26 protein-coding genes, 1 tRNA gene, 1 other RNA gene and 1 pseudogene are annotated in these 23,639 nt (G+C 68.4%); 19 read left to right on the top strand and 10 right to left on the bottom strand.

Annotated features, from left to right (window positions below; translation table 11 throughout):
* Positions 1-65: 65 nt before the first annotated feature.
* Positions 66-263 (bottom strand): hypothetical protein, encoded by a 198-nt coding sequence (locus IE262_RS29845; protein ID WP_189878030.1) that lies wholly within the window; start codon positions 261-263, stop codon positions 66-68.
* A 211-nt stretch (positions 264-474) separates the two neighbouring features.
* Here IE262_RS29845 and IE262_RS29850 point away from each other — a divergent pair.
* Positions 475-1,516: pseudogene (locus IE262_RS29850) on the top strand (P-loop nucleotide/nucleoside kinase family protein).
* Positions 1,513-2,022 (top strand): guanylate kinase, encoded by a 510-nt coding sequence (locus IE262_RS29855; RefSeq protein WP_308432809.1) that lies wholly within the window; start codon positions 1,513-1,515, stop codon positions 2,020-2,022. Before IE262_RS29850 ends, IE262_RS29855 begins: the two are co-directional and overlap by 4 nt.
* A gap of 88 nt (positions 2,023-2,110) precedes the next feature.
* On the opposite strand, the gene IE262_RS29860 is transcribed toward IE262_RS29855, so the two are convergent.
* Both IE262_RS29860 and IE262_RS29865 read right to left on the bottom strand, forming a co-directional pair.
* Positions 2,111-2,968, bottom strand: a complete 858-nt coding sequence (locus IE262_RS29860; RefSeq protein ID WP_189878032.1) for an NAD(P)-dependent oxidoreductase — start codon at positions 2,966-2,968, stop codon at positions 2,111-2,113.
* A complete protein-coding gene (locus tag IE262_RS29865) occupies positions 2,965-3,639 on the bottom strand; it encodes an HAD family hydrolase (RefSeq protein ID WP_189878034.1) in 675 nt (224 codons plus the stop codon). The genes IE262_RS29860 and IE262_RS29865 overlap by 4 nt, the downstream gene beginning before the upstream one ends.
* 865 nt (positions 3,640-4,504) lie before the next feature.
* Between IE262_RS29865 and IE262_RS29870 the strand changes: the two genes are divergently transcribed.
* A complete protein-coding gene (locus IE262_RS29870; protein WP_189878036.1) occupies positions 4,505-4,891 on the top strand; it encodes a hypothetical protein in 387 nt (128 codons plus the stop codon).
* A 28-nt stretch (positions 4,892-4,919) separates the two neighbouring features.
* Positions 4,920-5,408, top strand: a complete 489-nt coding sequence (locus IE262_RS29875) for a hypothetical protein (protein ID WP_189878038.1) — start codon at positions 4,920-4,922, stop codon at positions 5,406-5,408.
* A gap of 91 nt (positions 5,409-5,499) precedes the next feature.
* On the opposite strand, the gene IE262_RS29880 is transcribed toward IE262_RS29875, so the two are convergent.
* Positions 5,500-6,201: a restriction endonuclease gene (locus tag IE262_RS29880; RefSeq protein WP_229877579.1), complete on the bottom strand. Its 702-nt coding sequence runs from the start codon at positions 6,199-6,201 to the stop codon at positions 5,500-5,502.
* A 656-nt stretch (positions 6,202-6,857) separates the two neighbouring features.
* Here IE262_RS29880 and IE262_RS29885 point away from each other — a divergent pair.
* Complete coding sequence (locus tag IE262_RS29885) at positions 6,858-8,120, top strand: competence protein CoiA family protein (protein ID WP_229877580.1); 1,263 nt, start codon at positions 6,858-6,860, stop codon at positions 8,118-8,120.
* Positions 8,121-8,449: 329 nt separating this feature from the next.
* Here the strand turns inward: IE262_RS29885 and IE262_RS29890 are convergent, their stop codons facing one another.
* The 5 genes from IE262_RS29890 to IE262_RS29910 all read right to left on the bottom strand — a co-directional run bounded on the left by IE262_RS29890 (position 8,450) and on the right by IE262_RS29910 (position 11,908).
* Positions 8,450-8,953, bottom strand: a complete 504-nt coding sequence (locus tag IE262_RS29890) for a hypothetical protein (protein ID WP_189878041.1) — start codon at positions 8,951-8,953, stop codon at positions 8,450-8,452.
* Positions 8,954-9,239: 286 nt separating this feature from the next.
* Complete coding sequence (locus IE262_RS29895; RefSeq protein ID WP_189878043.1) at positions 9,240-9,821, bottom strand: pYEATS domain-containing protein; 582 nt, start codon at positions 9,819-9,821, stop codon at positions 9,240-9,242.
* A gap of 480 nt (positions 9,822-10,301) precedes the next feature.
* Positions 10,302-10,685 carry a hypothetical protein gene (locus IE262_RS29900; RefSeq protein WP_189878045.1) on the bottom strand — a complete coding sequence of 128 codons (384 nt, stop codon included), beginning with the start codon at positions 10,683-10,685 and terminating at the stop codon, positions 10,302-10,304.
* 337 nt (positions 10,686-11,022) lie between these two features.
* A complete protein-coding gene (locus tag IE262_RS29905) occupies positions 11,023-11,454 on the bottom strand; it encodes an ATP-binding protein (RefSeq protein ID WP_189878047.1) in 432 nt (143 codons plus the stop codon).
* 46 nt (positions 11,455-11,500) lie between these two features.
* Positions 11,501-11,908 carry an NUDIX hydrolase gene (locus tag IE262_RS29910; RefSeq protein WP_189878159.1) on the bottom strand — a complete coding sequence of 136 codons (408 nt, stop codon included), beginning with the start codon at positions 11,906-11,908 and terminating at the stop codon, positions 11,501-11,503.
* 107 nt (positions 11,909-12,015) lie between these two features.
* Here IE262_RS29910 and IE262_RS29915 point away from each other — a divergent pair, with 107 nt between their 5' ends.
* The 11 genes from IE262_RS29915 (at position 12,016) to IE262_RS29965 (ending at position 19,245) form a co-directional block, all read left to right on the top strand.
* Positions 12,016-12,804, top strand: a complete 789-nt coding sequence (locus tag IE262_RS29915) for a GntR family transcriptional regulator (protein ID WP_189878049.1) — start codon at positions 12,016-12,018, stop codon at positions 12,802-12,804.
* 164 nt (positions 12,805-12,968) lie between these two features.
* Positions 12,969-13,325 (top strand): SCO3933 family regulatory protein, encoded by a 357-nt coding sequence (locus IE262_RS29920; protein WP_189878161.1) that lies wholly within the window; start codon positions 12,969-12,971, stop codon positions 13,323-13,325.
* Positions 13,325-14,701, top strand: coding sequence for an FtsK/SpoIIIE domain-containing protein (locus IE262_RS29925; protein ID WP_189878051.1), 1,377 nt, complete (start codon positions 13,325-13,327; stop codon positions 14,699-14,701). The genes IE262_RS29920 and IE262_RS29925 overlap by 1 nt, the downstream gene beginning before the upstream one ends.
* An 88-nt stretch (positions 14,702-14,789) precedes the next feature.
* Positions 14,790-15,446, top strand: a complete 657-nt coding sequence (locus IE262_RS29930) for a DUF2637 domain-containing protein (RefSeq protein ID WP_189878053.1) — start codon at positions 14,790-14,792, stop codon at positions 15,444-15,446.
* Between the two features lie 3 nt (positions 15,447-15,449).
* Positions 15,450-15,635, top strand: coding sequence for a hypothetical protein (locus tag IE262_RS29935; protein WP_189878177.1), 186 nt, complete (start codon positions 15,450-15,452; stop codon positions 15,633-15,635).
* A 2-nt stretch (positions 15,636-15,637) separates the two neighbouring features.
* Positions 15,638-15,829, top strand: a complete 192-nt coding sequence (locus IE262_RS29940) for a mobile element transfer protein (protein ID WP_189878055.1) — start codon at positions 15,638-15,640, stop codon at positions 15,827-15,829.
* Between the two features lie 16 nt (positions 15,830-15,845).
* Positions 15,846-16,040, top strand: a complete 195-nt coding sequence (locus IE262_RS29945) for a hypothetical protein (RefSeq protein WP_147998878.1) — start codon at positions 15,846-15,848, stop codon at positions 16,038-16,040.
* Positions 16,041-16,065: 25 nt separating this feature from the next.
* Positions 16,066-16,308 carry a SpdD protein gene (locus IE262_RS29950; protein ID WP_189878057.1) on the top strand — a complete coding sequence of 81 codons (243 nt, stop codon included), beginning with the start codon at positions 16,066-16,068 and terminating at the stop codon, positions 16,306-16,308.
* A 139-nt stretch (positions 16,309-16,447) separates the two neighbouring features.
* Positions 16,448-17,755, top strand: a complete 1,308-nt coding sequence (locus IE262_RS29955) for a replication initiator (RefSeq protein WP_229877581.1) — start codon at positions 16,448-16,450, stop codon at positions 17,753-17,755.
* Positions 17,748-17,981: an excisionase family DNA-binding protein gene (locus IE262_RS29960; protein ID WP_189878059.1), complete on the top strand. Its 234-nt coding sequence runs from the start codon at positions 17,748-17,750 to the stop codon at positions 17,979-17,981. The genes IE262_RS29955 and IE262_RS29960 overlap by 8 nt, the downstream gene beginning before the upstream one ends.
* Positions 17,982-17,994: 13 nt before the next feature.
* Complete coding sequence (locus IE262_RS29965; RefSeq protein ID WP_189878061.1) at positions 17,995-19,245, top strand: tyrosine-type recombinase/integrase; 1,251 nt, start codon at positions 17,995-17,997, stop codon at positions 19,243-19,245.
* Between the two features lie 79 nt (positions 19,246-19,324).
* Here IE262_RS29965 and IE262_RS29970 read toward each other — a convergent pair.
* Positions 19,325-19,412: transfer RNA gene (locus IE262_RS29970), tRNA-Ser, on the bottom strand.
* Between the two features lie 95 nt (positions 19,413-19,507).
* Here IE262_RS29970 and ffs point away from each other — a divergent pair.
* From ffs to purD, 3 genes are all read left to right on the top strand, one after another.
* An RNA gene (gene ffs / locus IE262_RS29975) (signal recognition particle sRNA small type) lies at positions 19,508-19,604 on the top strand.
* 62 nt (positions 19,605-19,666) lie between these two features.
* The gene (locus IE262_RS29980) at positions 19,667-22,168 is read left to right on the top strand and encodes a DNA polymerase III subunit gamma and tau (protein ID WP_189878063.1); all 2,502 of its coding nucleotides are present in this window, start codon (positions 19,667-19,669) and stop codon (positions 22,166-22,168) included.
* A 97-nt stretch (positions 22,169-22,265) separates the two neighbouring features.
* Complete coding sequence (gene purD, locus IE262_RS29985; protein ID WP_189878065.1) at positions 22,266-23,531, top strand: phosphoribosylamine--glycine ligase; 1,266 nt, start codon at positions 22,266-22,268, stop codon at positions 23,529-23,531.
* The last annotated feature ends 108 nt before the right edge of the window (positions 23,532-23,639 follow it).

The following is a 23,639-nucleotide window of genomic DNA, read 5'->3' on the forward strand; positions in this document are numbered from 1 at the left end:
CGCGGCTGCCTCCGAGCGCAGGGGGCCGTGCTGGGCTACCAGGCCCGGTGACGCTGCCGGCGCGCTCACAGCCTCAGCCCCGACAGCAGGTTCGCGACCGACGTCGTGACGTCCTTCGCGAACGGGCCGATGTTCTGGGTCCCGGCGAGGTAGAGGCCAAAGACCGCGCACACCACGGCGTGACCCGCTTTGAGCCCGCCTCCGCGGCACAGGAAGACGATCGTGATGCCGAGGATCAGCAGGACAGCAACATCGACAGCCACCGCGGAGCCCCCTCTGATCTCGTACGGATACTGGAGACCGAAGCGGGAAGGCGATCACCGCGTCGGTGCCACCATGACAGCGGCTCGGAGGTGTGCGGAGTATCACAAGCTGTTGCCGAAGCTGCTCATCAGCAGCTCATGGCCGGTAGGTCTGACTTTTCAACATCCGCTTACACACGGGTTCATGAGAGGCAGACTTAGGCTCCGGATCATGACCAGGGATGGGCAGGCGGTAGGCGCAGTGGGCAAGAGTCGCCCGGGGTGGCGCCCGGACAAGTTGAGACAACAGCGAGAAGCCCACGGCCTCACGCTGGAGGGCGCCGGCGAGCAGCTGCGCGAGGTGGCCCGGGCTGCAGGATTCGCGGTGCCGGCCGCCAACTTCCAGACCCTGTGGCAGCACGAGCAGGGTGAGGTCTACCCCGGACCGCACTACCGTCGCGCGTATTGCCTGCTGTACCGCGCCACCGAGCCTGAGCTCGGCTTTCGCAACGCTCTGCCCGACGAGGCCAGGAAGCTGGAGTTCACTTCGTCGAGCGAACCACACAACGGAGCCCACGTGCTGGCCGTGGAGCGCGCCCTGCTCCAGCTCGCGCCGGGTACGGAAGACACGGACGGGCAGGGCGTACAGCAGCGCATCCTCGACGCCTGGAAGCGCCGCCACACCGGTGGCGACCCGAACAAGCCGACGCTGATGATGGTCGGCGGCTACGCGGGCAGCGGGAAATCGGAGTTCGCCCGCTTCATATCCCAGCTCACCGGCTGGCCCGTCCTCGACAAGGACCCCATCACGCGCCCCCTCGTCGAGCGCCTCCTTGTGGAGATGGGCAGCGAGCCGAACGAACCGGCACACCGACCTCTACCGGGAGAAGGTTCGCCCGCTGGAGTACCAGTGCCTGCTGGAGACCGCGTACGCGAACGTCGACTGCGCGATCAGCACCGTCCTCTCCGCCCCGTTCATCGCCGAGGCCACCGATCCTCGGTGGATGCGACGCCTGATCAACCGCTGCGAAGCGCGTGGCGTCACCGTCGTTGTCGTCTGGATCCAGTGCGACCTCGACACGATGCACGAGTACATCAGCTTCCGGTCCGCGGCCCGGGACAGCTGGAAACTCCAGAACTGGGATACGTACGCCGCCGGGATCGATCTGGAACTACGACCCGTCGTACCGCACCTGGTTGTCGACAACCGGCTGGGCGCCGCGATTTCGCTCACCGACCAGGTGCGCCAGGTTTTCGGGACGGTGTTCCAGTGAGGCAGGGCATCCTGCTGTACGGGCCGCCGGCGGCAGGCAAGGACACTGTCACGGCGGCACTCACGGAACTCAACGCGCGGTACGTGCCGTTCACCCGTCTGAAGATCGGGAGCGGTAAGACCAGGGGCTACCGGATGGGCACGCCGGAGCAGCTGGCCGACCTTGAGGCACGGGGCGACGTCATCTACCGCAACGACCGGTACGGCAACATCTACGTCGTCGACCGGCCCGGCCTCGACCAGGCCATGCAGGGCGGCAGGATGCCCGTAGTCCACCTCGGTCAGATGGCGGGGATGGAGCAGGTGAGCACCCTCTTCCCCGCACACTGGGATAAGGGTTCTGCTGTGGTGCTCCAAGGAGACCACCGCCCTCCGCTCGCCACAGCGGGGCGACACCGACACGGCGGTTCGGCTGACCGCGTGGGACGCCACCCAGGCCGATCTTGCGGCGTATCCGCAGGCTCAGTGGGAGCTGCGCGTGGACACGGATACGACGGCACCCCGTGAAGCAGCGAAGAGGATCGACGGCATCGTCCGCACCACGTCTCCCTTCTCCTGACAGCCAGGACGTCAGCGACCTACCGGTGCGATCTCCTCAACTCTGGTCGTCCAGGTCCCGCTCACCACGCAGGGTTTCCAATGCCTGGGCGATGTCCAGCGGCTCGTCCCTGTTGCCGTCCCACCGGGCCAGCGTCGCGGCAGCGGCGTGCATCAGGGAATCCGGCAGGCCGACGTCGGCGAGCAGAGCCGCCGCATCCTCAAGCTCAGGTCCCCAACGCCAAGCGCGGGCAGCGGTCTTGGGGATGTAGTCGGTCTCCACGAGGTAGCTGCGGCTGCGCTTGGCCGCGATCACCAGCAGCTCGTCCGCGACTCCGTACGATTCGGCTGCCCCGTACGCCACGGCGGCGAGGACGCGGGAGACCTTCTGGTAGCTGGAGTACGAGAGCTTTAGGGCGGAGGCTTGGCCAATGCTGGCGCCCAGGACGTGGGTCCGCACACCGGTTCCGGCGAAGAGTTCGACGATTCGGTCAGCCTGCTTGCTTGGGCCGGACAGGTAGAGCGTCGGGGTCTTGCCGCCCACCGAGGGCGAGCCGACCACTGCGGCATCGATGACCGGCATTGGGGCCAGGCTGTCGGCGATGCGGTGGACGCGCGGCGGCGCGGCGGCGTTCGCTTCGACATAGATCCTGCTCGCGTCGAGCATGCCGAGATCGGCCACCTGGGCGGCAACCTTCTCCGCAGCAGTCGGCGGGCATAGGGAGAGCACCACGTCGCAGCGGGAGATGAGCTCCGGCAGTACTGCAGGTTCGAGGCCGGCGTGCTCGGCCCGACGGCGAGTTGTGTCGCTGCGTCCATCGGGGCACCACAGCACGGTGTGGCCACGGGCGCGTAGCTGGATGCCGAAGGCGGATCCCATGCTGCCGGGGTGCAGCAGCCCGACGGTGTACGTCATGCCGTGGTCCTCGCGTGGTCTGCGGCGTGTAGAAGCAGGTGGTCGATGGCGGCGCGTGCGTGCGGCACGGTGTGGTCGGGCCCAGGGTCGGGCGGTGGCCAGGAGCGGCCGTTGCTGACCCAGATGGTGTGGAGCCCCGCGGAGCGTCCGCCGCCGATGTCGTTGACCGGATTGTCACCGACCATCCAGCCGCCGTCGCCCAGCACAGCGCCGCAGCGGGCCGCAGCCAGGGCGAAGTGCTGGCGCTGCGGTTTGCGGGCGTCGGCCTCCTTAGAGACGAGGACGCCGTCTACACGTTCGGAGATACCAGTTGCCCGCAGCTTGGCGCGCTGGATGTCCGACGCACCGTTGGTCGCAACCCCGACCCGCCAGCCGGCCGCACGCAGTTCGTCCAAGCCCTCGAGAGTCTCTGCCGGACACGACACCAAGGCCGCGATGTCGGCGCAGTACACCTGCCACAACTCCGCAGCCGACATGGGTAGCCGATACCGGGTACGGATTGCGTCAAAGGTGGACGGATACGCCCGTTCGGCCACCATGCTCAGGACGTACGCCCTCTCCTCGTCGCCCAGGTCGTGCCGGGCGGTGAACTCAGCGGCCCAGTCGGCGAGCGTGCCCCGCCGGTCCACGAGTGTGTTGTCGAGGTCGAAGAGAACCAGGAGGCGGTGCACATCCCGCACCCTAATGCGCAAGGCCACGTGAGCTGCAGTGCTCGGTCCGGTGATCTCGCCCCCGGAGTCTGCACTGGTTGCCCGGCAGGGCCCCGACTGGCTGAGCAGCGCGTGCCACGGCAAATGACGTCCGGCTAAGCGCCAGCACCGTCCCTCTGAACCGCTGTCACTCCTCGAACGGGCCAACGGGCTCGAACGCCACGATCACCGAGGGATCCTTCCCGCACTCTTGGCAGCGAGCCTCGCTTGACGGACGGGTCTCGCTCAGGAGACACGCGACCTCCTGGATATGACCGCAGTAAAGGCGTACGCGCCAGCGCATGTAGTCCGACGGAGACCGACGCGGAAAGGGACCCAGGAGCTCCCGGATCTTGCTGGCGGCCTCAGCGGACAATGGTGGCGCACTGTCCACACGCGGCGAACGTACTCCGTGATCCGTTCTGTCTCCTCCTGGTGTCGGTGATCAGCTCGTGTGAGCCGATACTCAGCCAGTGGCGTGCCGTGGCTTTCGTACTCGTTAGTCATATTGCTGACGCTAAGGGTGCGGCCTTGTACTCCACGGCGATAGAAGCCCGAGACCGCCCGATCAAGTGAGAGGTCGAAGCCCAGACCAAGTCCATCCGCTCCTGCCCACAGCCGAGTGCACCCAGCGCGGCGCTGGACCTGGACGCGCCGGTGGCCAAGTACTGGCCGGAGTTTGCCGCGAGCGGCAAGTGAAGATCTGGGTACTCATCCAGTTGACGCTGCGTCACCTTTAGCAGCATTAGTCGCACAGTCGGATGGGCTTCCATCTACGCTCGCATCCCTCCAGCCGAGGCCCAGTTACTTCGCGTGAACAGTCCTTGATCGAAAGGCAGAGTACGCAGTGACGTTCCAGTCCAAGCTGTCACCGGAGAAGCGTGCTGAACTGGCGGATCTCGTGATCGCCGGGACCAAGACCGTGCTGGAGCTGAGCATCGAATACGAGGTCTCACGCAAGACCGTGAACGGTTGGGTGCAGAAGCGTAAGCGGGATCTTGGTATTCCCGGATCTCCTCATGGGGGAGACCGCACCCTCCCACCGGCAGCTCTTCGTCGCGTTGCCAAGGAGAAGGAGGGGCGGGTTGCGGCCGAAAGGCTTGTGGAGTCCCTTCGAGGCGAGCTGGCGGACACCAGAACACAACTTGAGCGGATGGTGGAGACACTCCACGGGATGCAGGTCACCTTGGAGTACTACATGGGACAAAGGCCACTCGCCGGAGCCGCTGCGTAGCGATTCCCGACAAGCCTCCTCCCGTCTCATGGGCACCCACCGTCACGACGGCAACCACATCGCGACCGAACTGGAAACTCTCTGCAAAGGCATGGGGCTCCCCGTCGCAGAAACCGACGACCGCACCCAAGCCGTCGGCGTGCTGATCTCGCCATCCGGCACGAGAGCCGCATCACTGGAATGGTTCGTCTCCACCACCGCACCCGCGGCACGCGAACAGACCGAAGGACTGGCCGACGGACGCGCCGGCCTCCTGCATCGCAGCACACGTGCCTACGTGCACCACGCACTCACCGGCATCCTCCAGGAACTGGGCTACTCGGTAGCCCACACCACTTCCGGTCTGCGTATCGAGGGCCTACCCGGTGCCTCGGCTGGTGCGGAGACCGCCAGCACCCTCGCGGATTTCCTGCGAGGAAGCCTGGACAGCCTCGACGGAGCACGCGATCGCAAGAAACGCGACGAAGACGGCGATGACGGTGACGACGGCCTGGCCGGCGTACCCGCCCGCGTGTAACCGCGCCGCCGGCGACAAGCGATGTCAGCACAACCTGACACCACGCGGCGAGCATCCTGCAAGATCCGGCCTCGCGCACCCGCGAGGCCGGTCATCTCCCGTACGCCCGCTTCCAGCGAGCCCGGTGCCGGGAGTCTCCCTGGCCGCGACCGTTCACCTCGGTCAGAGACAACAGGGAGGCCCCGTTGTTCCACAAGCCGAGATGATCGCGATGCACCGCGAGGATGCCGTGCTGCACCGCAAACCTCTCGGAGGGTCGGCTGAAGCGTGTGGTCGTCACGAACACCGCCAGGTCAGCCGCGAAGTGCACCTTGGCACCCAGCAGATCGCGTAACTCGCGACTCGCGATCGTGCTGCTCGGCGCATAGCGCTTGCACTGGATCACCATGGTTCGGCCGTCCGGGAGACGGCCGACGACGTCGGCGCCGTTGTCGTTGGCACCGCCCACCCGCCGGACGTCGGTGCACCCGTCCCGTCGGCACAGGCTTGCGACCAGGTCCTCGAACTCGGTGCCGGTCATCGCGTCCACCTCGGCGAGTGTCCGGTGCCCGGCCTTCACCGCCTCCTCCTGACGCCACAGATGGTCCCGCCCACGCACACCCCGGTCCGTACGCCACAACCACCAGCCCACCGAGCCGACGCCGCCAAGGACCAACGCGCCCGTGACGTACGGCCACACGGCCGACCAGAACACCACCAGCAGGACCAACACCAGGCCACCACCCGCCGCCCCCGCCTTCAGCCGCGCCGCCCGCCGCCTGCGAGCAGCCGCACCCCGTCTACGCCCAGCCACGATCGAAGCCCTCCCCCACAGGTCCGTGTACGGCAGTCTGAGCAGCCCGCAGCAGCACGAGAAGGGCGCAAGTTGGCCATGTCCGGATCCCGATTACCTGACAGGGCCGCATGGGCCCCGTACCGGTGAACGACACGACCACCTCGGACGTCAACGACAGCGACGTCCGCCGCTCTTTCCGGTGGTCACCGGGCTGATCGACCCCGTAGAGGCCGATTGCGCCGTGACACTCGCCGGGTGGCCGACTCGACATCGCACGCACCAGGCGGACCCGACCCCACCCCGGAGAATGGACCCACGCCGGCGCGGAGGAGCGCGGTCCGCACCGGCCGCGTACGGTGGTTCTCACTCGTGCGCTGGGTGCTTGCACCTCGGACGACGTGGCAGGCCCGCCGCCTGGCCGCCGAGTTCGGGCCGGGAATGGACGCTCGCACTGCCTGGGTGATGGCCCGGCTGGCACGGCACCCCGAGGAACAGGTTTACGCGATGCGGCTCCTTAACGATGAGGAGAACGCCGACTGATCTCCATGCGAGGGCCCGTTACCGATGCGGCCCTCACACCGCGCTGCAGGACCGTACAAAAGGGCTGCCGCCCGCACCATGTTGCCCTGGTGCGCACCCTGTTGAGTGTCAGTGGCCGTTCCTATCGTGGAGGAATGGCGAATGGGGTGTGGCACACCGGATATGGCATAGAGATCAATCTGTCGTTACCCGATCTCGGGCATCCGGGCCGTCCGGAGCTCCTCGGCGAGATCACCGCGCGCGTCACCGACCGAGACCCGCAACTGCTTGAGTGCCTGGCACACCACAAGGGGCGGGAGTGCCAGTCGGAGACAGGCGGGAAGTCTCCGTGGATGTTCATCCGTCGAGGCAGGGTGGGTGGCCGAAGGCCCCTGGTTGCCTCTCACCTGCCGGTCACACACAAACCGACCCCGGCGGAGAGTGCACAGCACAAGGCCACGAAGGAACGGGTTGTCGAGACCGCCGCGAAGTACGGGCTGGACTCCGAGGCCGAGGTTCCCGTGGCCAACCGGCGGAGCGTCACCGACGCGGTCGTCACCGGGCCCAGCGGCCTACGGATCGGCTGGGAGATCCAGTACCACCACCTCAGCCCCAGCAGCGTGCACCGCCGCTCGGCCAACGCTGTGGAGCACGGCATCACACCCCTCTGGGTGGCGAAGGACCGGACGGCCTCACTGATCGACCGAGCCCCGTGGGCACGCGTGGACGACATGCCGTGGAAGGACATCGCCGGCGGCAAGGAGATGGTGATCCGCGGCGGGTACCGCCACCTGGAGGTCTGGAAGTGCGTACCGAGCAGCGACCGCCATTGCCTCGTCAGCGAGGGTGCCGGTCACTGTGGCGCGATTCACGCCGACTGGTTCGTGCCCGCGCTGTGCGTGCCCGAGAAGAAGCCGGTCTACATCGAAGATTTGGTCTTGCAGAGCGCATCGGGGGAGAGCGTTCCGGTCTACGTGCCCAGCCGCGGCAACGGGCGGGCCGGTCGGCATATGTGGGTGTCGGTGTACGACCGCACGCTGTGGGAGGAGATCGTCGGTGAACGGACGCCTCTTCCCCCAGACTCGGCCGAAGAGGACGACGACGTGATCACCTTCGCCGAGCAGGAGATCGACCGCACTTGCCGGGCAGGAGAAGAAGGCTGGTTCGTCAGCGACGCCCGGCCCATCCGCGACCTCGGCCAGCCGACTGGCGGCATCACCCTTCCCCGCATGCCCGTACAGGGCTCTCGTGATCCGATGCGGATCACTCCAGTCGAGCGGGCCGCCGCCTCCGCCGCGCTGGGATGCCCGACGTGGGAGCTGGGGCCGTGCGCCGGGTGCGGCCAGCTGATGCGCAGGTACGGGCGGTACGCGGCGATGTACTGCCGCGTGTGCCGGGCCGTCCTCAACGGGCGGTAACCGGGAACTGCAACCAAAACTGCAACCACGGCACGACGAAGGCTCCGACCGAGATCCGGTCGGAGCCTTCGTTTCCGCTGGTCAGCGGCTGCGGAGGATACGAGATTCGAACTCGTGAGGGGTTGCCCCCAACACGCTTTCCAACTGTGGTGGTGGGGCGCTGGGGTGTGGACAGGGGCGTTCACCTGGGTTCATGGGCGGCTGGCTGACGGCGTGGTGATGGCTAGCGGTCTCGTCTGAACGGCTGTGAACGGGGCTGAATGAGACGGAAACTGAGACGGGCGGTCATCACAGGTTCCCTGGTCACGGACCTGGGAGTGGCTTCACGCTCACCGCGCTCGCCGCGGTTCCACATGATGGCATCTTCCTCGCTGGGTGTAGCCGCCGGGCACGTCGACACTGACGGAATTCCAGAAGGGCTCGGCCTCGCGGAAATGGCCGCCGCCCGTGTGCCACTGGACTCCTGGGTAGACATGGCGCAGGGACCGGAGAGCGGCTGAGGCGAGGCCGCAGCGCTTATAGCCCTCGTAGGAGTGAGGCGCTTCCACCCAGCCGATCTTGCACGGATTGCAGACCACGTACTCGACCTCGAAAGCCAGGTCGGATCTGACGTAGGCCGCACGGATGCGCCAGCCTGTGCGCTCGTAGTAGCCGGCGGGCCGGTCGACCCAGGGTTCCGGTGGGGTGGCGGTCCGGTCGAAGTGGTACGACGCGGGGTCCATCCATCGGCGAAGCCATTGCCGCCAGGTCGGCTTGTCGGGCCACTCCCGTACCCAGTACACGTGGTCAGCGCGGCGCGCCACAGCGCGGATTGCCGCCTCCCTGTCCGCCATGCGCTCTCCTCCCCGGGCTCTGGAGTTGCCCTCGGCCATGGTCGGGTGCATGGGAGGCTGCTGTACAGCACACCGTGTCCCTGCACTGCGGTGCCCTCAGCTTGGGAAGTTTGGGTCATATGGGGGCGGTTGCCGGGCTGACCTGCGTCGAAGTGGTGTAGGCGTCTGGTTGTCCAGCGACTTGGTCCCCCGGTGTTCCCCGTGCGATCTGGCACGGTCCTATACGCGCCGAACTGCCGACCGGGTGGTCATTGAGGACTGGTGGGCAGTCAGCTTGCCACGCAGGTCAGAAGTTGAGGTACCGCCCAAGCCTCAAAGGTTCCTGCCGATCCTCCAAGTGGACGTCGGCTGTGAGGTTGAACATTCCCCATGCCGATGTTTCCAGTTCAAAATTTTTGGCCCGGCCTGTGACGGTGCGTTCCGGTTCATAGAATGTCGGGTGAAGGTGATAAACGACTTTGGTGACGCGATCGAGGTCTCTATTGTCCCCTTCAAGGAAAACGCGAATGCGGTGGTATCTGTAGTTTCCCTTGTCCAGCGACCTGTCACGACGCGACGTGTGGGCCACGTAGATCTGGGGAGCGGCTGCGGCTCTGGTGGAATTCGGCTGGGACTCGGCTGGCACAAGCTCTGTGTCGACCAAGGGTTGCGCGCCGGGTTGTGGTTCGGGGCCCGATGGGCTCTGCGGTGACCACTCGGGGAGCCTGACCGCAAGCCCTGCGATTTCTCCTTCGACTGGACCTCCGTCTTCAACGCGCTTGTTGACGGTTTTGAGGAACCGGCCGAGTGGGGTGCGGAATATGCACGCCATCAATGCTATGAATGCTGGCCAGACAAGGCTTTGTAGTAGCGGTATCCAGTCTTTCATCAAAGTCCCCCGAGGCCCTCTTGGCTGCTTTCCGTTCGCTCGTGCTACAGCTGTCAGCCAAGCACGCTACAGCAAACTTGGTCGCACGGTGCGCTGTTCAGCTCTCTGCGCGGGCGCACAGCCCTAACAGCGACGATAGGTCGGCGGAGCGATTTTGGCCTGGAGCTGCTTTGGCGCGAGTGATCATGGCCCCGTAAGCTTCCGGCGCGTCGGGCAGTCTGTGGACCTGCCCGGTAAAGCACGACGTTGGGGCCATGATCTTCGAGGCTCGCGCCAAAGTGGCTGGCTAAAATCGCGGAGCCGACCGCCCCAACCACGGCGTACCCATTCTCTGACGTCAGGCGGCTGATTGCTGTGCGCGCGGCACGGGCGCCGGCCGGGCTGGAGCGGGGCGGAGACAGGAGCGCAGGCCCGGCCGGGGGCCGGGCCGCGCGCGGTGAGCGGAGCGAGCCGCCTTGAACCCGTAAAGAAAGTTGTAACTCAGTCGGTGGTGTGGGGCTTGAAGTCGTGTGCGCAGGCTGGGAGTTCGGCTGCCTCACGGTGTGCGAGAGGCAAGAAGAGAGCTGGGCGGATGGTCCATGTGATGCGGGTGCTGCCGTGGCTGATCGTCACGGTGCATGGTTCGGAGCGTAGGAGGGCTCGTCGTGTATCGGCGCGGCCTTCGTAGAGCCAGTCCCATGCCTCGTCGCAGGCGTCGGGGTCCAGTGCCGGTGTGATGGTCCTGAGCGCGACGGCCACCCATCTGTCGGCCTGTGGTGCCGAGTACGCGTCGAACGACCCGTGAAGCGTCGGCGGCTGCTCCGTCGCATCGGTGAGGTCTTCGGTCCAGCACTCGCACCAGTAGCCGCGGGACAGTCCGGTCACGTGTGCGCTCCAGGTGGGTAGGCCACGAGCACATAGCGGGTGCTCTCGTCGTGCAGGGTGAGTTGGTAGCCCGTGCCGGTTGTCAGGTAGGCGAGGACGCGTTCGTGCTCGGGTTCGTCTGTCAGCCAGTGGCGGGCTGGCTGGGCATACGCCGTGTCGAGTTGGTCAACGACGTGGCCCGTTCGTTCGCGGAGCCAGCGAAGTGCCAGGCGCGGGCTTGTCGTTTGGTGTGAGCCCAGGTTGACGGAGCTGGTCTCGTACAAGGGGTATGCGGCTGCCCGGCAGGTGTAGGTCGTGGTGCGTCCGCTTGTGGGCAAGGACTCGGTGCCAGCGGGTTTCACCATGGGGCGCCGCCGGGACGAGTACCTGTGAAGAGCTCCGCCGTGACCGTGAAGCCTCCTGTCTGGCTGTTGTGGATCACGACGCGGTGAGCGAGCGCGCTGACCATGTCCAGTCCCCGGCCGTGTTCGGCGTCCTGGTCCTGGTGCTCGACCTTCGGGGCCGTGCCGGTGCCTCCGTCGTCCGTGACGGACAGCGCGATTACCTGCGGGGAGACCGCCAGGGCTAGGTGGAAGCCGCCCGACTCCATGCCGCTTGCTGTGTGGAGGATCGCGTTTGTGCTCAGCTCGCTCACGATCAGTTCGGCGTTCTCCGCCAGGGGCGATCCGCGCAGGATGTCTCTCGTCCAGCGGCGGGCCCGGCTGACCTCTTCGGGGAATCCCGGGCAAGACATTCCCCAGACCCGGGCGGTGCTCGTATACTCGTGCATACAAGTTCCTTCGTGCTGGTAGGCCGCCATGTGCAGCGGGTTCGGGCTAGACGAGTTTCACGCCGTCGTGGGCGCGGATGGCCGGCGGGGATGCCGCGTCCAATGCGTCCAGAACGCGGATCGCGTATGCCTCGTCGGCGAGTTCGATGACCTCTTCACGGGTGGCCCAGCGCAGTGCGCGGGTCTCGTCCCCGGTGGTGGGGGTGCCGTCGGCGGCCTGGCAACGGAAGACCAGGGAGACAATCAAGCCCTTCATGTTCTTGTAGACGCCGGTCAGGGTCGCGGGAAGCGTGATCTTGATTCCGGTCTCTTCGAGAACTTCGCGCTGGAGGGCCTCGGGGATGGTTTCCTCGCGTTCGAGGACTCCGCCCGGGGGTTCCCAGTGGCCGTTGTCACGGCGTTTGATCAAGAGGGCGCGGTCCTGGTCGTCGACGATGACTCCGGCGACGCTCACGGAGTGCGGACGGTCCATGCTCACGTTCCTCGGCCCTCTCGGCTGGCTAGGCTCTCCACCGTAGCAACAACAAACGCCCACTCGTCTAGATATCTAAAGGAGTACACGTGCCCTCTCTTCCTTCCGGCCTCCTCGGCGATCTCGACCCCACGAGTGATCGTGCCGTCTTCAGGCAGATCGCTGATCAACTGCGTGAGGCGATCGACCGTGGGCGGTTCAAGGAGGGCGAAAAGCTGCCCTCGGAAGCTGAGCTTGTCGATCATTACGGGGTTTCCCGTATGACGGTCCGGAACTCCTTCTCCGTCCTCCAGGGGGAAGGGCTCGTGCACGCCGAGCACGGCAAGGGCGTGTTCGTGCGGCCTCGGCCGCCTGTGCGGCGGCTCGCCTCCGACCGGTTCGCCCGGCGGCACCGGGAGCAGGGCAAGTCCGCCTTCACTGTCGAGGCCGAGGCGGCTGGCAGTCACCCGCAGGTCGACGGCCTGGAGGTCAAGGAGGAGAAGGCCAGTCAGGATGTCTCCGCGCGGCTCGGGTCCGTGCGGCGGGTGCTGGCTCGTCGGCGCCGGTATCTGCTGGATGGGCGGCCGGTGGAGTTCGCCACCTCGTATCTGCCGCTCGACATCGCGCGCGGCACGCAGATCGCCGAGCCCAACCCCGGCCCTGGTGGCATCTACGCCCGGCTTGAAGAGCTGGGTCACCGCCTGGACCACTTCGAAGAGGAGATTCGGGCGCGGATGCCCTCGCCCGATGAGGTCAGGACGCTGCGGCTGGCTTCCGGTGTGCCCGTGATCCATCTGATCCGGACGGCGTACGACACGGAGGGGCGGGCGGTGGAGGTCTGCGACACGGTGATGGCGGCGGACGCGTACGTGTTGTCGTACCAGCTCCCGGCGACGTGATGGCGTGATCGGCGGTGGTGCGCGGGGACGCTTCTCCGAACTCGTACACCCCAACAGGCATACTCGTATAGACGAGTGGGCAAGTTGTGTGGCAAGGTGGTGGTCGTTCCCGGAGATCGGGTTCGAACGCCGCATCTTGTATAGACGAGTAGATGGGAAGAATCTTGCGCACCATCCGTGTGGAGACCTCCGCCGCAACGATCCTGCTGACCGAGGCACCTGAGCCGAAGGTCCGCGACCGGCAGACCGGCGAGATCGCCAAGGACGCCGTCAGCGGCGAGGCGCTGATGACGATCGGCGTCGTCTACATCGAGGACGGCGAGTCCTCGCTGATCAAGGTCACCGTCCCGGAGAGCGGTGTCTCCGAGGGGCTGACCCTCGGGGCCCCGGTCTCGCTGCCGGGTCTGGTTGCCCGGCCGTGGGAGAGCGTGTTCAACGGGCAGCAGCGCCACGGCATCGCCTACCGCGCCGCCGCCGTGACCCCGACTGCCTTCCCGGCCGCTACCGGGGCTGCTGCCTGATGACCGACCTGACGACACTCCTGGAGGTGGGTGGCCCCCTCGCCGCGCTCGGCGGCGGGGCCGCCTACGCCCGGGCCAAACACCCCGGCGTGTACTGGTCCACGGTCGGCCTGCCGATATCCACGGCCCGGCTGCTCAGCTCCTACGGCTCGGTCATGGAAGCCTGCGGCCTGACCGTGGCTCCATCCCGGCTGCGGGTCCTGGCGGTCAAGGCCACCACTCGCAGGGAGGTCCGGCCCGTTCCCCCTCGTCGGGGCATCATCCGGCCCACCTCGACCGGGCTCCGGCTCCGACTGCGGCTCGCTCCGGGGCAGGAACCCGCCGATGTCGCCGCCTCGGCGGAACGGCTGCGGCACGCGTGGGGCGTTCACGCCGTGTACGTCTCGACCGTCAAGCCCGGTGTGGTTGAGCTGCGATTGGTCGGTTTCGACGTACTGCGGCAGGTACGCATGCCACGCAAGATCGACGCAGGGTTCCTCAAAGTGCCGGTGGCGCTGAGGGAGGACGCCACGCCCTTCGTGCGCGACTACCGCACCATCCCGCACCAACTCACCCTCGGCGCAACGCTGTCCGGCAAGTCCATGTACCTGCGCCACCTGATCGCCGGACTCGCCCGTCAGCCCGTCGCCCTGGTCGGTATCGACTGCAAGCGGGGTGTGGAGCTGGCGCCGTTCGCGTCCCGGTTGTCGGCGCTGGCGACCGATCCGGAGCAGGCGGCCGAGCTGCTGCCCGCGCTCGTGAAGGAAATGGAGGACCGATACGACCTGATCAAGGCCCGACAGGGCATCGCCCCGGACACCCCAGACGAGGAGATCACCTCGGACATCTGGGGACTGCCCGAGACCGAACGGCCCACCCCTGTTGTGCTGTTCGTGGACGAGGCGGCCGAACTCTTCCTTGTCGCCACGAGGAAGGAGGAGGAGCGGCGGGACGAGATGGTCACCCAGCTCATCCGGCTCGCCCAACTCGGCCGCGCGGCCGGGATCTACCTGGAGGTCTGCGGGCAGCGGTTCGGCGCCGAGCTCGGCAAGGGCGCCACCATGCTCCGGGCTCAGCTCACCGGACGGGTCTGCCACCGCGTCAACGACGAAGCCTCCGCCAAGATGGCACTCGGCGATATCGCTTCCGAAGCGGTCCTGGCTGCCTGCTCCGTCGCCCCCGAACGGCCCGGTCTCGCCGTCGCGGGTGACACCTCCGGTGGCTGGTCGCGCATCCGGACGCCGTACCTCTCCCTCGGCGACGCCGCAGAGCTCTGCCACGAGTCCGCACACCTGACGCCTGACCTGCCCGCGCTCAAGCCGTTCCGGCCCGACGCGCCCGTACGGCCGGTCGAGACTCCGGCCCCGGTCGTCGAGCCGCGCCCAGTCGCCGACTGATCCTCGCTCGCGCCCAACTCCGGTCGGCGTGACCGCCTCGCGCCAACTCCCTACCCCTGCCATGCCTGAACCCGGAAGGAGCCGCATCATGCGCGCCCAACTGGCCCGCGTGGACGCGGTGCTCATCCAAGCGGTCATCGCCGCCGCGCTGTCCTTCGCCCACCTCCACGACATCGCCTTGGCGGCCGGACAGGACGGGTGGAAAGCCTGGGCCTACCCCGTCTCGGTCGACCTGCTGCTGGTCGCCGCCTGGCGTCGACTCCGGTCCGGGGAGGCGAAAGCGGCCGGGTGGTGCTGGTTCGTCATCGCCCTCGCCGCCTCCCTCGGGGCGAACGTCGCCACCGCCGGCCTGCTCGACCTGGGCGACGTACCGGCCTGGCTGCGCATCCTCGTCGCCGGATGGCCCGCGGTTGCCTTCCTCGGCGGAACACTCCTCGCCCACTCCACGCCAACGACGGCCCACAACGCCGCTGAGCGCGGTGAGGACATCGAGGACCAGGAGGACGAGCCCGAACCCTCACCTCCCGAGGAGTCACCCACGCGACCGGCCGCCCTTGAGCCACCGCCCGAGCCACCCGCCATGCCCGTTCCGGCCGCCCTGGTCGAGCACGCCCGCAAGGTCGCCGCCGAGCACCACACCCGCACCGGAACACCCATCGACACCCCCACCTTGCGCGCCCGCCTCGGCGTTCCCGCCCCCATGGCCGAAGCCATCGCCGCCCACCTCACCCCAACAGGGAGCTGAACCGTGCCCCTCTTCTGCTTCAACACAGCCGCTGACTACCTCGAAGCGGCCCGACAGATGGCCATCACCGGCCGTACGGCACTCGCCCGGCTCCTCGCCGAAGAGGCCGCCGACCGAACCCCGGACCCCTCGGAAGCCGCTCGCATCCTGAGCGACTTCCCCGGCCCGAGCCTGCGACGGGAGGACTGACCGTGACCGCCAACCGCCGCTTCCGCTCCGTCGTCCGCATCGGCCCGGTCCAGGTCGGCACGTCGTACGACGGCCGGGGCCGTGAGAAGCACACCGCCGCCTGCACGGCTCCGCGCTGTGGCTTCTCCGCCGACTACGACAGCCGGGCCGCCGCCGAGCTGGCCGCCCGTACGCACCGCTGCCCCGTCCGCTGAAAGGGACCCTCACACCGTGACCGTCAGCCTGCCGCTCGTCGTCGTCCTCGGCTTCTTCGCCTGGGGAGCGGTCAAGTTCCTCGGCGTCCGTACCTGGATCGTCGTCCTGATCGCCCTGTTCGGCTTCTGGCTCTCGCACACCTTCATGGCCCCGGCCATCGAGTCCGGCACGCGTTCCGGCGTGGATGTCATAAACGGCTCACATGACTAGACGAGTAGATAAGGAGGATGCTGCCGTGTTCCTGCCCAAGTACCCCGACAACCCCACCCCGCCGCACGCGCACACCCACACCCCGGCCGATCCGACGCCCGTGCGCAGCTCGCTGCCCCAGGTCTCCGTCAGCAGCGGAGCGGTCGCGGCCGTCGTCGTAGGCGGTGTCGTCCTCACCGCGCTCCTGGCCGCCGTCGCCGTCTCGGCCATCTCCGTGGCCATCGCTGCCGTAGTCCTGCGCTCCCTCATGCGCGACCAGCGGCGCTGAACGGCGCCTGACTCCCGGGGCGGCCCGATACCGCCAAGCATCCGCCGCCCCGGGGCCCATTCCTCCCGACCAAGCACGCCAGAAGGAGACAGCCATCTTCACCGGCACCACCCCGCCCCCGCTCCCGGAACTCGCCAAGTTGGCCCAGCACGGCACCCTGCCGGGTATCCTCCGCCAGCTCTCCGGGCTCGGCGGCTGCACCAACCCGATCCGGCTCGACGGCCACCGCACCGAGTACGACGTCGACACCCGTACCGGCGAGATCGGCCGCGTCCTCCAGCACCTCGACTCCACCGACCTCCCGGCCGGACAGCTCCTCGTCCGCTGCAACAACCGCCGTACAACGCGCTGTGCGGCCTGCGCCGAGGTCTACCGCCGCGACACCTTCCACCTGATCACCTCTGGCCTGCGCGGAGGCAAGGGCGTCCCGGAAGAGGTCGGCTCACATCCGCGCGTGTTCGCCACTTTCACCGCGCCGAGCTTCGGTCCGGTCCACAACCGCCCTTCCAGCGGACGCCCCTGCCGCTGCGGCATCCGCCACGACCAGGACGACCCTGCACTCGGGACCCCGCTCGACCCCGACACGTACGACTACGAAGCGGCCGTGCTCTGGAACGCGCACGCCGGTCCGCTCTGGCGGCGTTTCTCGACCTACCTGCGCCGCGAGGTCGCCAAGCGCGCGGGCCTGTCACAACGACGGTTCCGTGAGCACGCCCGCGTGTCCTTCGCCAAGGTCGCCGAGTACCAGAAGCGCGGAGCCGTCCACTTCCACGCCGTCATCCGCCTCGACGGCCCCAACGGCGGCGACACCCAACCCCCGGCCTGGGCAACCGCCGAGCTGCTCACCGATGCCATCGGCACCGCCGCTGCCAAGGTCCGTGTGGACGGACCGGTCATCGACGGACGCGCCCACACCTTCACCTTCGGCCGACAACTCGACGTCCGCACCATCCGCTCGGCCGACTTCAACGACGGCCAGGAACTGACCGAACGCGCCGTCGCCGCCTACATCGCCAAGTACGCCACCAAGGGCGCCGAGACCGCCACGGGAGCTCTCGACCGACCGCTCAAGTTCGCCGCCGAGCTCGCCCAGCTCGACATCAGCGAACACGCCCGCCGCCTGATCCGTACCGCCTGGACCCTCGGCGCACGCAAGGACCTCGAACACCTCCGCCTGCGGGCCTGGGCTCACATGCTCGGCTTCCGAGGCCACTTCTCCACCAAATCCCGCCGCTACTCCACCACCCTCGGCGCACTCCGAGACGCCCGAGCCGAATGGCGCCGCGCCCAAGCGGCTGCCGCAGCTAGCAGCGAGCGCGAGACCGATACGACGTACGTCCTCGCCCACTGGGTCTTCGCCGGAACCGGCCTGTCCGACGCCGAAGCCTGGCTTGCCGCATCCCTCGAACCCGCCCCCGGAACGGAAGGAGAGTCCACCCATGCCTGAGCCGCACGCCACGGTCACCGTCCTGGAGCCTGCCGACTCCTCGGCGGTCCTGCTGACCGTCGAAGAAGCCGCCCGACGGCTCCGCATCGGCCGTACGACGTGCTTCAAGCTCGTGCTGGCGGGCGAGATCGAGTCGGTGATGGTCGGCCGACTCCGCCGGGTCCCGCCCGAGGCGCTGCGCGCGTACGTCACGAGGCTCCGCCGCCGTCCCGCCGAAGCAGCCTGAGGGAGGGGCGGACATGGCAGAGAAGAAGCCAGAAGGGAAGCGCACCCGTCAGCCCAACGGGGCCTCCTCCATCTACCTCGGCAAGGACGGGAAATGGCACGGCCGAGTCACCGTTGGCGTCCGCGACGACGGCAAGCCCGACCGTCGTCACATCGAGCGGAAGACCCGGGCCGAGGTCACCAAGGCCGTCCGCGAGATGGAGCGGGCCCGGGACACCAAGAAGCTCAGGAAGCCGGGCAAGAGCTGGACCGTACAGAGCTGGCTTGAACACTGGGTCGAGAACATCGCCAAGCCGTACGTCTCCGAGAACACGTACGACGGCTACGAGGTGGACGTGCGTGTTCACCTCGTGCCGGGCCTGGGCGCCCACCGGCTTGAGCGGCTGGAGCCCGAGCACCTGGAGCGCTTCTACCGGAAGATGCAGAGCTCCGGCAGTTCGGCCGGCACCGCTCACCATGCCCACCGCACCATCCGGGTCGCCCTCGGCGAGGCAGTACGGCGCGGGCACGTCCCGACGAACGCGGCCGAGATCGCCAAGGCTCCGCGACTCGAAGAAGAGGACATCGAGCCGTACACGATCGAGGAGGTTCAGAGTCTGCTCGTCGAGGCATCCAAGCTGCGCAACAGCGCGCGCTGGGTCGTCGCCCTGGCGCTCGGGCTCCGCCAAGGGGAGGCGCTCGGCCTGCACTGGGAGGACGTCGACCTGGACGCGGGGTACGTCCGCATCCGTAAGAACCGGCTCCGCCCCAAGTACGCGCACGGTTGCGGTGCCGACCCGTGCGGCCGGAAGGCGGGCTACTGCCCAAAGCGGGAGCAGATCCGCCGCGAGCACAAGTCCACCAAGTCCCGAGCTGGACGGCGCACCATCGGCCTGCCCGATCCTCTGATCAAGATTCTCCGCCAGCACCAGGAAGCCCAGGAGCGGGAGCGGATCGCGGCCGGTGCCGACTGGGAGGGCAAGGGGTATGTCTTCGCCTCGCCGGTCGGCGGACCGCTGAGCCCGAACACCGACTTCCACGTCTGGAAGCGGCTTCTCCGGGACGCGGGCGTACGAGACGGTCGTCTCCATGACGCTCGACACACCGCTGCGACCGTGCTTCTGATCCTCGGGGTCCCGGATGTCGTGATCGACTCGATCATGGGCTGGGAGCCCGGGGGAGCGGCCCGGATGCGCGCCCGCTACATGCATGTGACGGGGACCATGCTCCGCAAAGTCGCGCAGCAAGTCGGCGACGCGCTGTGGGAGCTCCCGAAAACGAACTGAGACGGAAACTGAGACGGACAACGTCGAAGGGCCCCACCGCGAACGGTGGGGCCCTTCGACATCGTGCCCGGTGAGGCACTGGCGGAGGATACGAGATTCGAACTCGTGAGGGGTTGCCCCCAACACGCTTTCCAAGCGTGCGCCCTAGGCCTCTAGGCGAATCCTCCGCCGGAAACATTACATGACGGCGGGGAGTGCTTGCGAACTCGTTCGAGGCCCCGGGAGGGGGGACGGTGGGGGTCGGTGGATCGGGTAGGCTGGGGGCAGCCCCTCACGCGGCGCTATCTGACTGAACTCCCCCAGGGCCGGAAGGCAGCAAGGGTAGGTTGGCTCTGGCGGGTGCGTGGGGGGTCTTCTGTGTTGCCCGCTCCCTGGCCCCGGTCGGGCTGGGATGTCAGTGGGCGGCTATAACCTCGTAAGCGTGTCGTCTCTCGCGCTGTACCGCCGCTATCGCCCGGAGTCGTTCGCCGAGGTCATCGGGCAGGAGCATGTTACTGACCCGCTGCAGCAGGCCCTGCGGAACAACCGGGTCAATCACGCGTACCTGTTCAGCGGTCCGCGTGGGTGCGGGAAGACCACCAGCGCGCGGATTCTCGCCCGCTGTCTGAACTGCGAACACGGGCCGACGCCGACGCCCTGCGGTGAGTGCCAGTCGTGTCAGGACCTCGCGCGGAACGGGCCGGGGTCGATCGACGTGATCGAGATCGACGCCGCCTCGCACGGAGGTGTGGACGACGCTCGTGAGCTGCGGGAGAAGGCGTTCTTCGGACCGGCCGGCAGTCGGTACAAGATCTACATCATTGACGAGGCCCACATGGTCACGTCGGCGGGGTTCAACGCGCTGCTGAAGGTGGTCGAGGAGCCGCCGGAGCACCTCAAGTTCATCTTTGCGACGACCGAGCCCGAGAAGGTCATCGGGACCATTCGGTCGCGTACGCATCACTATCCGTTCCGGCTCGTGCCGCCGGGGACCCTGCGGGACTACCTCGCCGATGTGTGCGGCAGGGAGAAGATCCCCGTTGAGGACGGGGTGCTGCCCCTTGTTGTGAGGGCGGGGGCCGGGTCCGTGCGTGACTCCATGTCCGTCATGGACCAGTTGCTGGCGGGGGCGACGGAGGACGGCGTCACGTATGCCATGGCCACCTCGCTGCTGGGGTATACGGACGGGTCCTTGCTCGACTCCGTCGTCGAGGCGTTCGCGGCGGGGGACGGGGCCGCCGCTTTCGAGGTCGTGGACCGGGTCATCGAGGGCGGGAACGACCCGCGGCGGTTCGTCGCGGATTTGCTGGAGCGGTTGCGGGACCTGGTGATCCTTGCAGCTGTCCCGGACGCGGCCGAGAAGGGGCTGATCGACGCGCCTGCCGACGTACTGGAGCGGATGCAGGCCCAGGCCGGGGTCTTCGGTGCCGCCGAGCTGAGCCGGGCCGCCGATCTCGTCAATGAGGGGTTGACGGAGATGCGGGGAGCCAATTCGCCCCGCTTGCAGCTGGAGTTGATCTGCGCGCGTGTGATGCTGCCGGCGGCGTACGGCGACGAGCGTTCCGTCATGGCCCGGCTGGACCGGCTCGAACGCGGTGTGAACTTCTCCGGGGGCGGTGCCGGGCCCGCCATGGGGTACGTGCCAGGGCCTGAGGCTCATGGGTACGCGGGGGCGGCTGCCGGAGTCCAGCCCGTGGTTCCGCCCGGTGGCGGGCCCGCGGCGGCTCGGGCCGCGGTGCGGTCGGCAGGCGGGCCCGGGGGTGCCGGGGCCGGTCCCGGGGCGGGGCAGGGGCAGGGGCAGGGGCAGCAGCAGGGTGGGCCTGCTTCAACCGGGGCTGCGCCCGCTGTCGTGGAGCCTGTTGCGCCTGTTGCCCCTGGTGCGTCTACTGCGCCTGCTGGGGTCGATGCCGGTACGGGGGCGGGCGCGGGGGCGCCTGCTGCGGCGTCGGGACCCGCACCGGTCGCCGAGCAACCGTCCGCTCCTGCCGCTCCCGCCGCTTCCTCCGGCCCCGGTGCCTGGCCCACCGCGGCCACCGCGGGCGGTGGCCGGCGGCCCGGCGGCTGGCCGACAGCGGCCCCTGCGGGTGGGGGACAGGGAGGACAGGGAGGACAAGGGCAAGGGGGGCAAGCGGGACAAGGAGTGCCTGGCGGTCCGGGGGGACGGCCACCGGCCGCTTCCGGGGCCCCTTCCGGGGCCGCGTCCGCGCCCGCTCCGGCCGTGTCCGCGCCCCCCGGTGCCGCTCCCGGTGCCGGAGGGCTCGACCCGCGCATGCTCTGGCCGAACATCCTGGAGGCGGTGAAGAACCGTCGCCGGTTCACCTGGATCCTGCTCAGTCAGAACGCTCATGTGGCCGGTTTCGACGGCACCACCCTGCAGATCGGATTCGTCAACGCCGGGGCCCGGGACAACTTTGCCAGCAGCGGCAGCGAGGACGTACTGCGGCAGGCGCTGTCCGAGCAGTTCAACGTGCACTGGAAGATCGAGGCGGTCGTCGATCCGTCGGGAGGCTCGGGGGCGGCGCCGGGTGCCGGGGGTGGTTCGGCCGGTCCGGGCGGTTACGGCGGAGCGAGCGGCCCCGGTGGTTACGGCGCTCACGGCGGAACGGGCGCCGGTGGTGCCGGTGGTGGATACGGCGGGGCTCCCGCCTCGTCGCCGCGTCCCTCCGCGCCCCAGTCCTCGGCGTCGGCACCGGCACCGGCATCGGCATCGCGTTCCTCGTCCCCGGGAGGGCCGGGGCCAGCCGCAGGCCAGGGGAGACCGGCTCCGGCCAATGCTTCGGCGCCCACGCCACCGCCCTCGGCTCCGGAGCCTCCGCCCATCTCGCCCGAGGACGACATCCCCGAGGAGGACGATCCCGACCTCGACGAGTCGGCCCTCTCCGGGCACGACCTGATCGTGCGGGAGTTGGGGGCGACGGTGGTGGAGGAGTTCACCAACGAGTAAACCAACGAGTAACCAATGACATGTGGGGCGCGTCCGTGTGGCGCCGAGCACCGGCGCCCCCACAAGGGCCCGCTCGCGCGCCGGTTAGGCTGACCCCGTGAAGGTCCTCGTCATCGGTAGCGGCGCCCGCGAACACGCCCTGTGCCGTTCCCTGTCCCTCGACCCCGATGTCACCGCCCTGCACTGTGCCCCCGGTAACGCGGGCATCGCGGAGGTGGCCCAGTTGCACCAGGTCGACGCCCTCGACGGCAAGGCCGTGGCCGCGCTGGCCTCGGACCTCGGTGCCGGCCTGGTCGTCGTGGGGCCGGAGGCTCCGCTCGTCGCCGGCGTCGCCGACGCCGTGCGCGAGGTCGGCATCCCCTGTTTCGGCCCCTCCGGAGAGGCCGCTGAGCTGGAGGGTTCCAAGGCCTTCGCCAAGGACGTGATGGCGGAAGCGGGTGTACCCACGGCCCGCTCGTACGTGTGTACGACGCCGGCTCAGGTCGACCATGCCCTCGACGCGTTCGGGGCGCCGTACGTCGTGAAGGACGACGGTCTCGCCGCGGGCAAGGGCGTCGTCGTCACCAGCGACATCGAGCAGGCCAGGGCACACGCGAACGCCTGCGAACGTGTCGTCATCGAGGAGTACCTCGACGGCCCCGAGGTCTCGCTCTTCGCGATCACCGACGGCGAGACCGTTCTCCCGCTTCAGCCCGCCCAGGACTTCAAGCGCGCCCTGGACGGCGACGAGGGACCGAACACCGGCGGCATGGGCGCGTACTCCCCGCTCCCCTGGGCCGAACCGAAGCTGGTCGACGAGGTACTGCGGACCGTCCTCCAGCCGACCGTCGACGAGATGCGGCGCCGTGGGACTCCGTTCTCCGGCCTGCTCTACGCCGGTCTGGCGATCACGTCGCGCGGTGTACGGGTCATCGAGTTCAACGCGCGCTTCGGCGACCCCGAGACCCAGGTGGTCCTGGCCCGCCTGGAGACCCCGTTGGCCGGCGTCCTGCTCGCGGCCGCGGACGGCACCCTCGCCGACCTCGAACCCCTCCGCTGGAGCGACGACGCGGCCGTCACCGTGGTCGTGGCCTCGCACAACTACCCCGGCACCCCGCGCACGGGCGACCCGATCACCGGGCTCGCCGAGGTGGCGGCCGAGGACGCTCCGCAGGCGTACGTCCTGCACGCCGGCACCAAGCGCGACGGTGACGAGGTGGTGAGCGCGGGCGGCCGGGTGCTGTCCGTCACCGCGCTCGGCGCGGATCTGGCCGAGGCGCGCGAGCGGGCGTACGCGGCGGTCGGGCGCATCCGGCTGGACGGTTCGCAACACCGGACGGACATCGCGGAGAAGGCTGCGGCCGGAGCCCACGCGGCTTCGTAACCCTGCGTAGTCGGCGTAGTCCGCGTAGTCTGCGTAGCAAAGTCTCCCCTGCTTGTGGGCCTCGATTTCCCCTGGTGCCACCTCCAGTGTCACCTCGGGAATTCGGGG

Source organism: Streptomyces bluensis (genome assembly GCF_014650715.1).
GTDB lineage: Bacteria > Actinomycetota > Actinomycetes > Streptomycetales > Streptomycetaceae > Streptomyces > Streptomyces bluensis.

Excerpts from the sequence above, each read along its gene's own strand:
- IE262_RS29890 (WP_189878041.1), bottom strand. The coding sequence starts at position 8,953 with ATGGCGGACAGGGAGGCGGCAATCCGCGCTGTGGCGCGCCGCGCTGAC.
- IE262_RS29885 (WP_229877580.1), top strand. The coding sequence starts at position 6,858 with ATGGCGAATGGGGTGTGGCACACCGGATATGGCATAGAGATCAATCTG.
- IE262_RS29875 (WP_189878038.1), top strand. The coding sequence starts at position 4,920 with ATGGGCACCCACCGTCACGACGGCAACCACATCGCGACCGAACTGGAA.
- IE262_RS29930 (WP_189878053.1), top strand. The coding sequence starts at position 14,790 with ATGCGCGCCCAACTGGCCCGCGTGGACGCGGTGCTCATCCAAGCGGTC.
- IE262_RS29925 (WP_189878051.1), top strand. The coding sequence starts at position 13,325 with ATGACCGACCTGACGACACTCCTGGAGGTGGGTGGCCCCCTCGCCGCG.
- IE262_RS29895 (WP_189878043.1), bottom strand. The coding sequence starts at position 9,821 with ATGAAAGACTGGATACCGCTACTACAAAGCCTTGTCTGGCCAGCATTC.
- IE262_RS29905 (WP_189878047.1), bottom strand. The coding sequence starts at position 11,454 with ATGCACGAGTATACGAGCACCGCCCGGGTCTGGGGAATGTCTTGCCCG.
- IE262_RS29960 (WP_189878059.1), top strand. The coding sequence starts at position 17,748 with ATGCCTGAGCCGCACGCCACGGTCACCGTCCTGGAGCCTGCCGACTCC.
- IE262_RS29860 (WP_189878032.1), bottom strand. The coding sequence starts at position 2,968 with ATGACGTACACCGTCGGGCTGCTGCACCCCGGCAGCATGGGATCCGCC.
- IE262_RS29965 (WP_189878061.1), top strand. The coding sequence starts at position 17,995 with ATGGCAGAGAAGAAGCCAGAAGGGAAGCGCACCCGTCAGCCCAACGGG.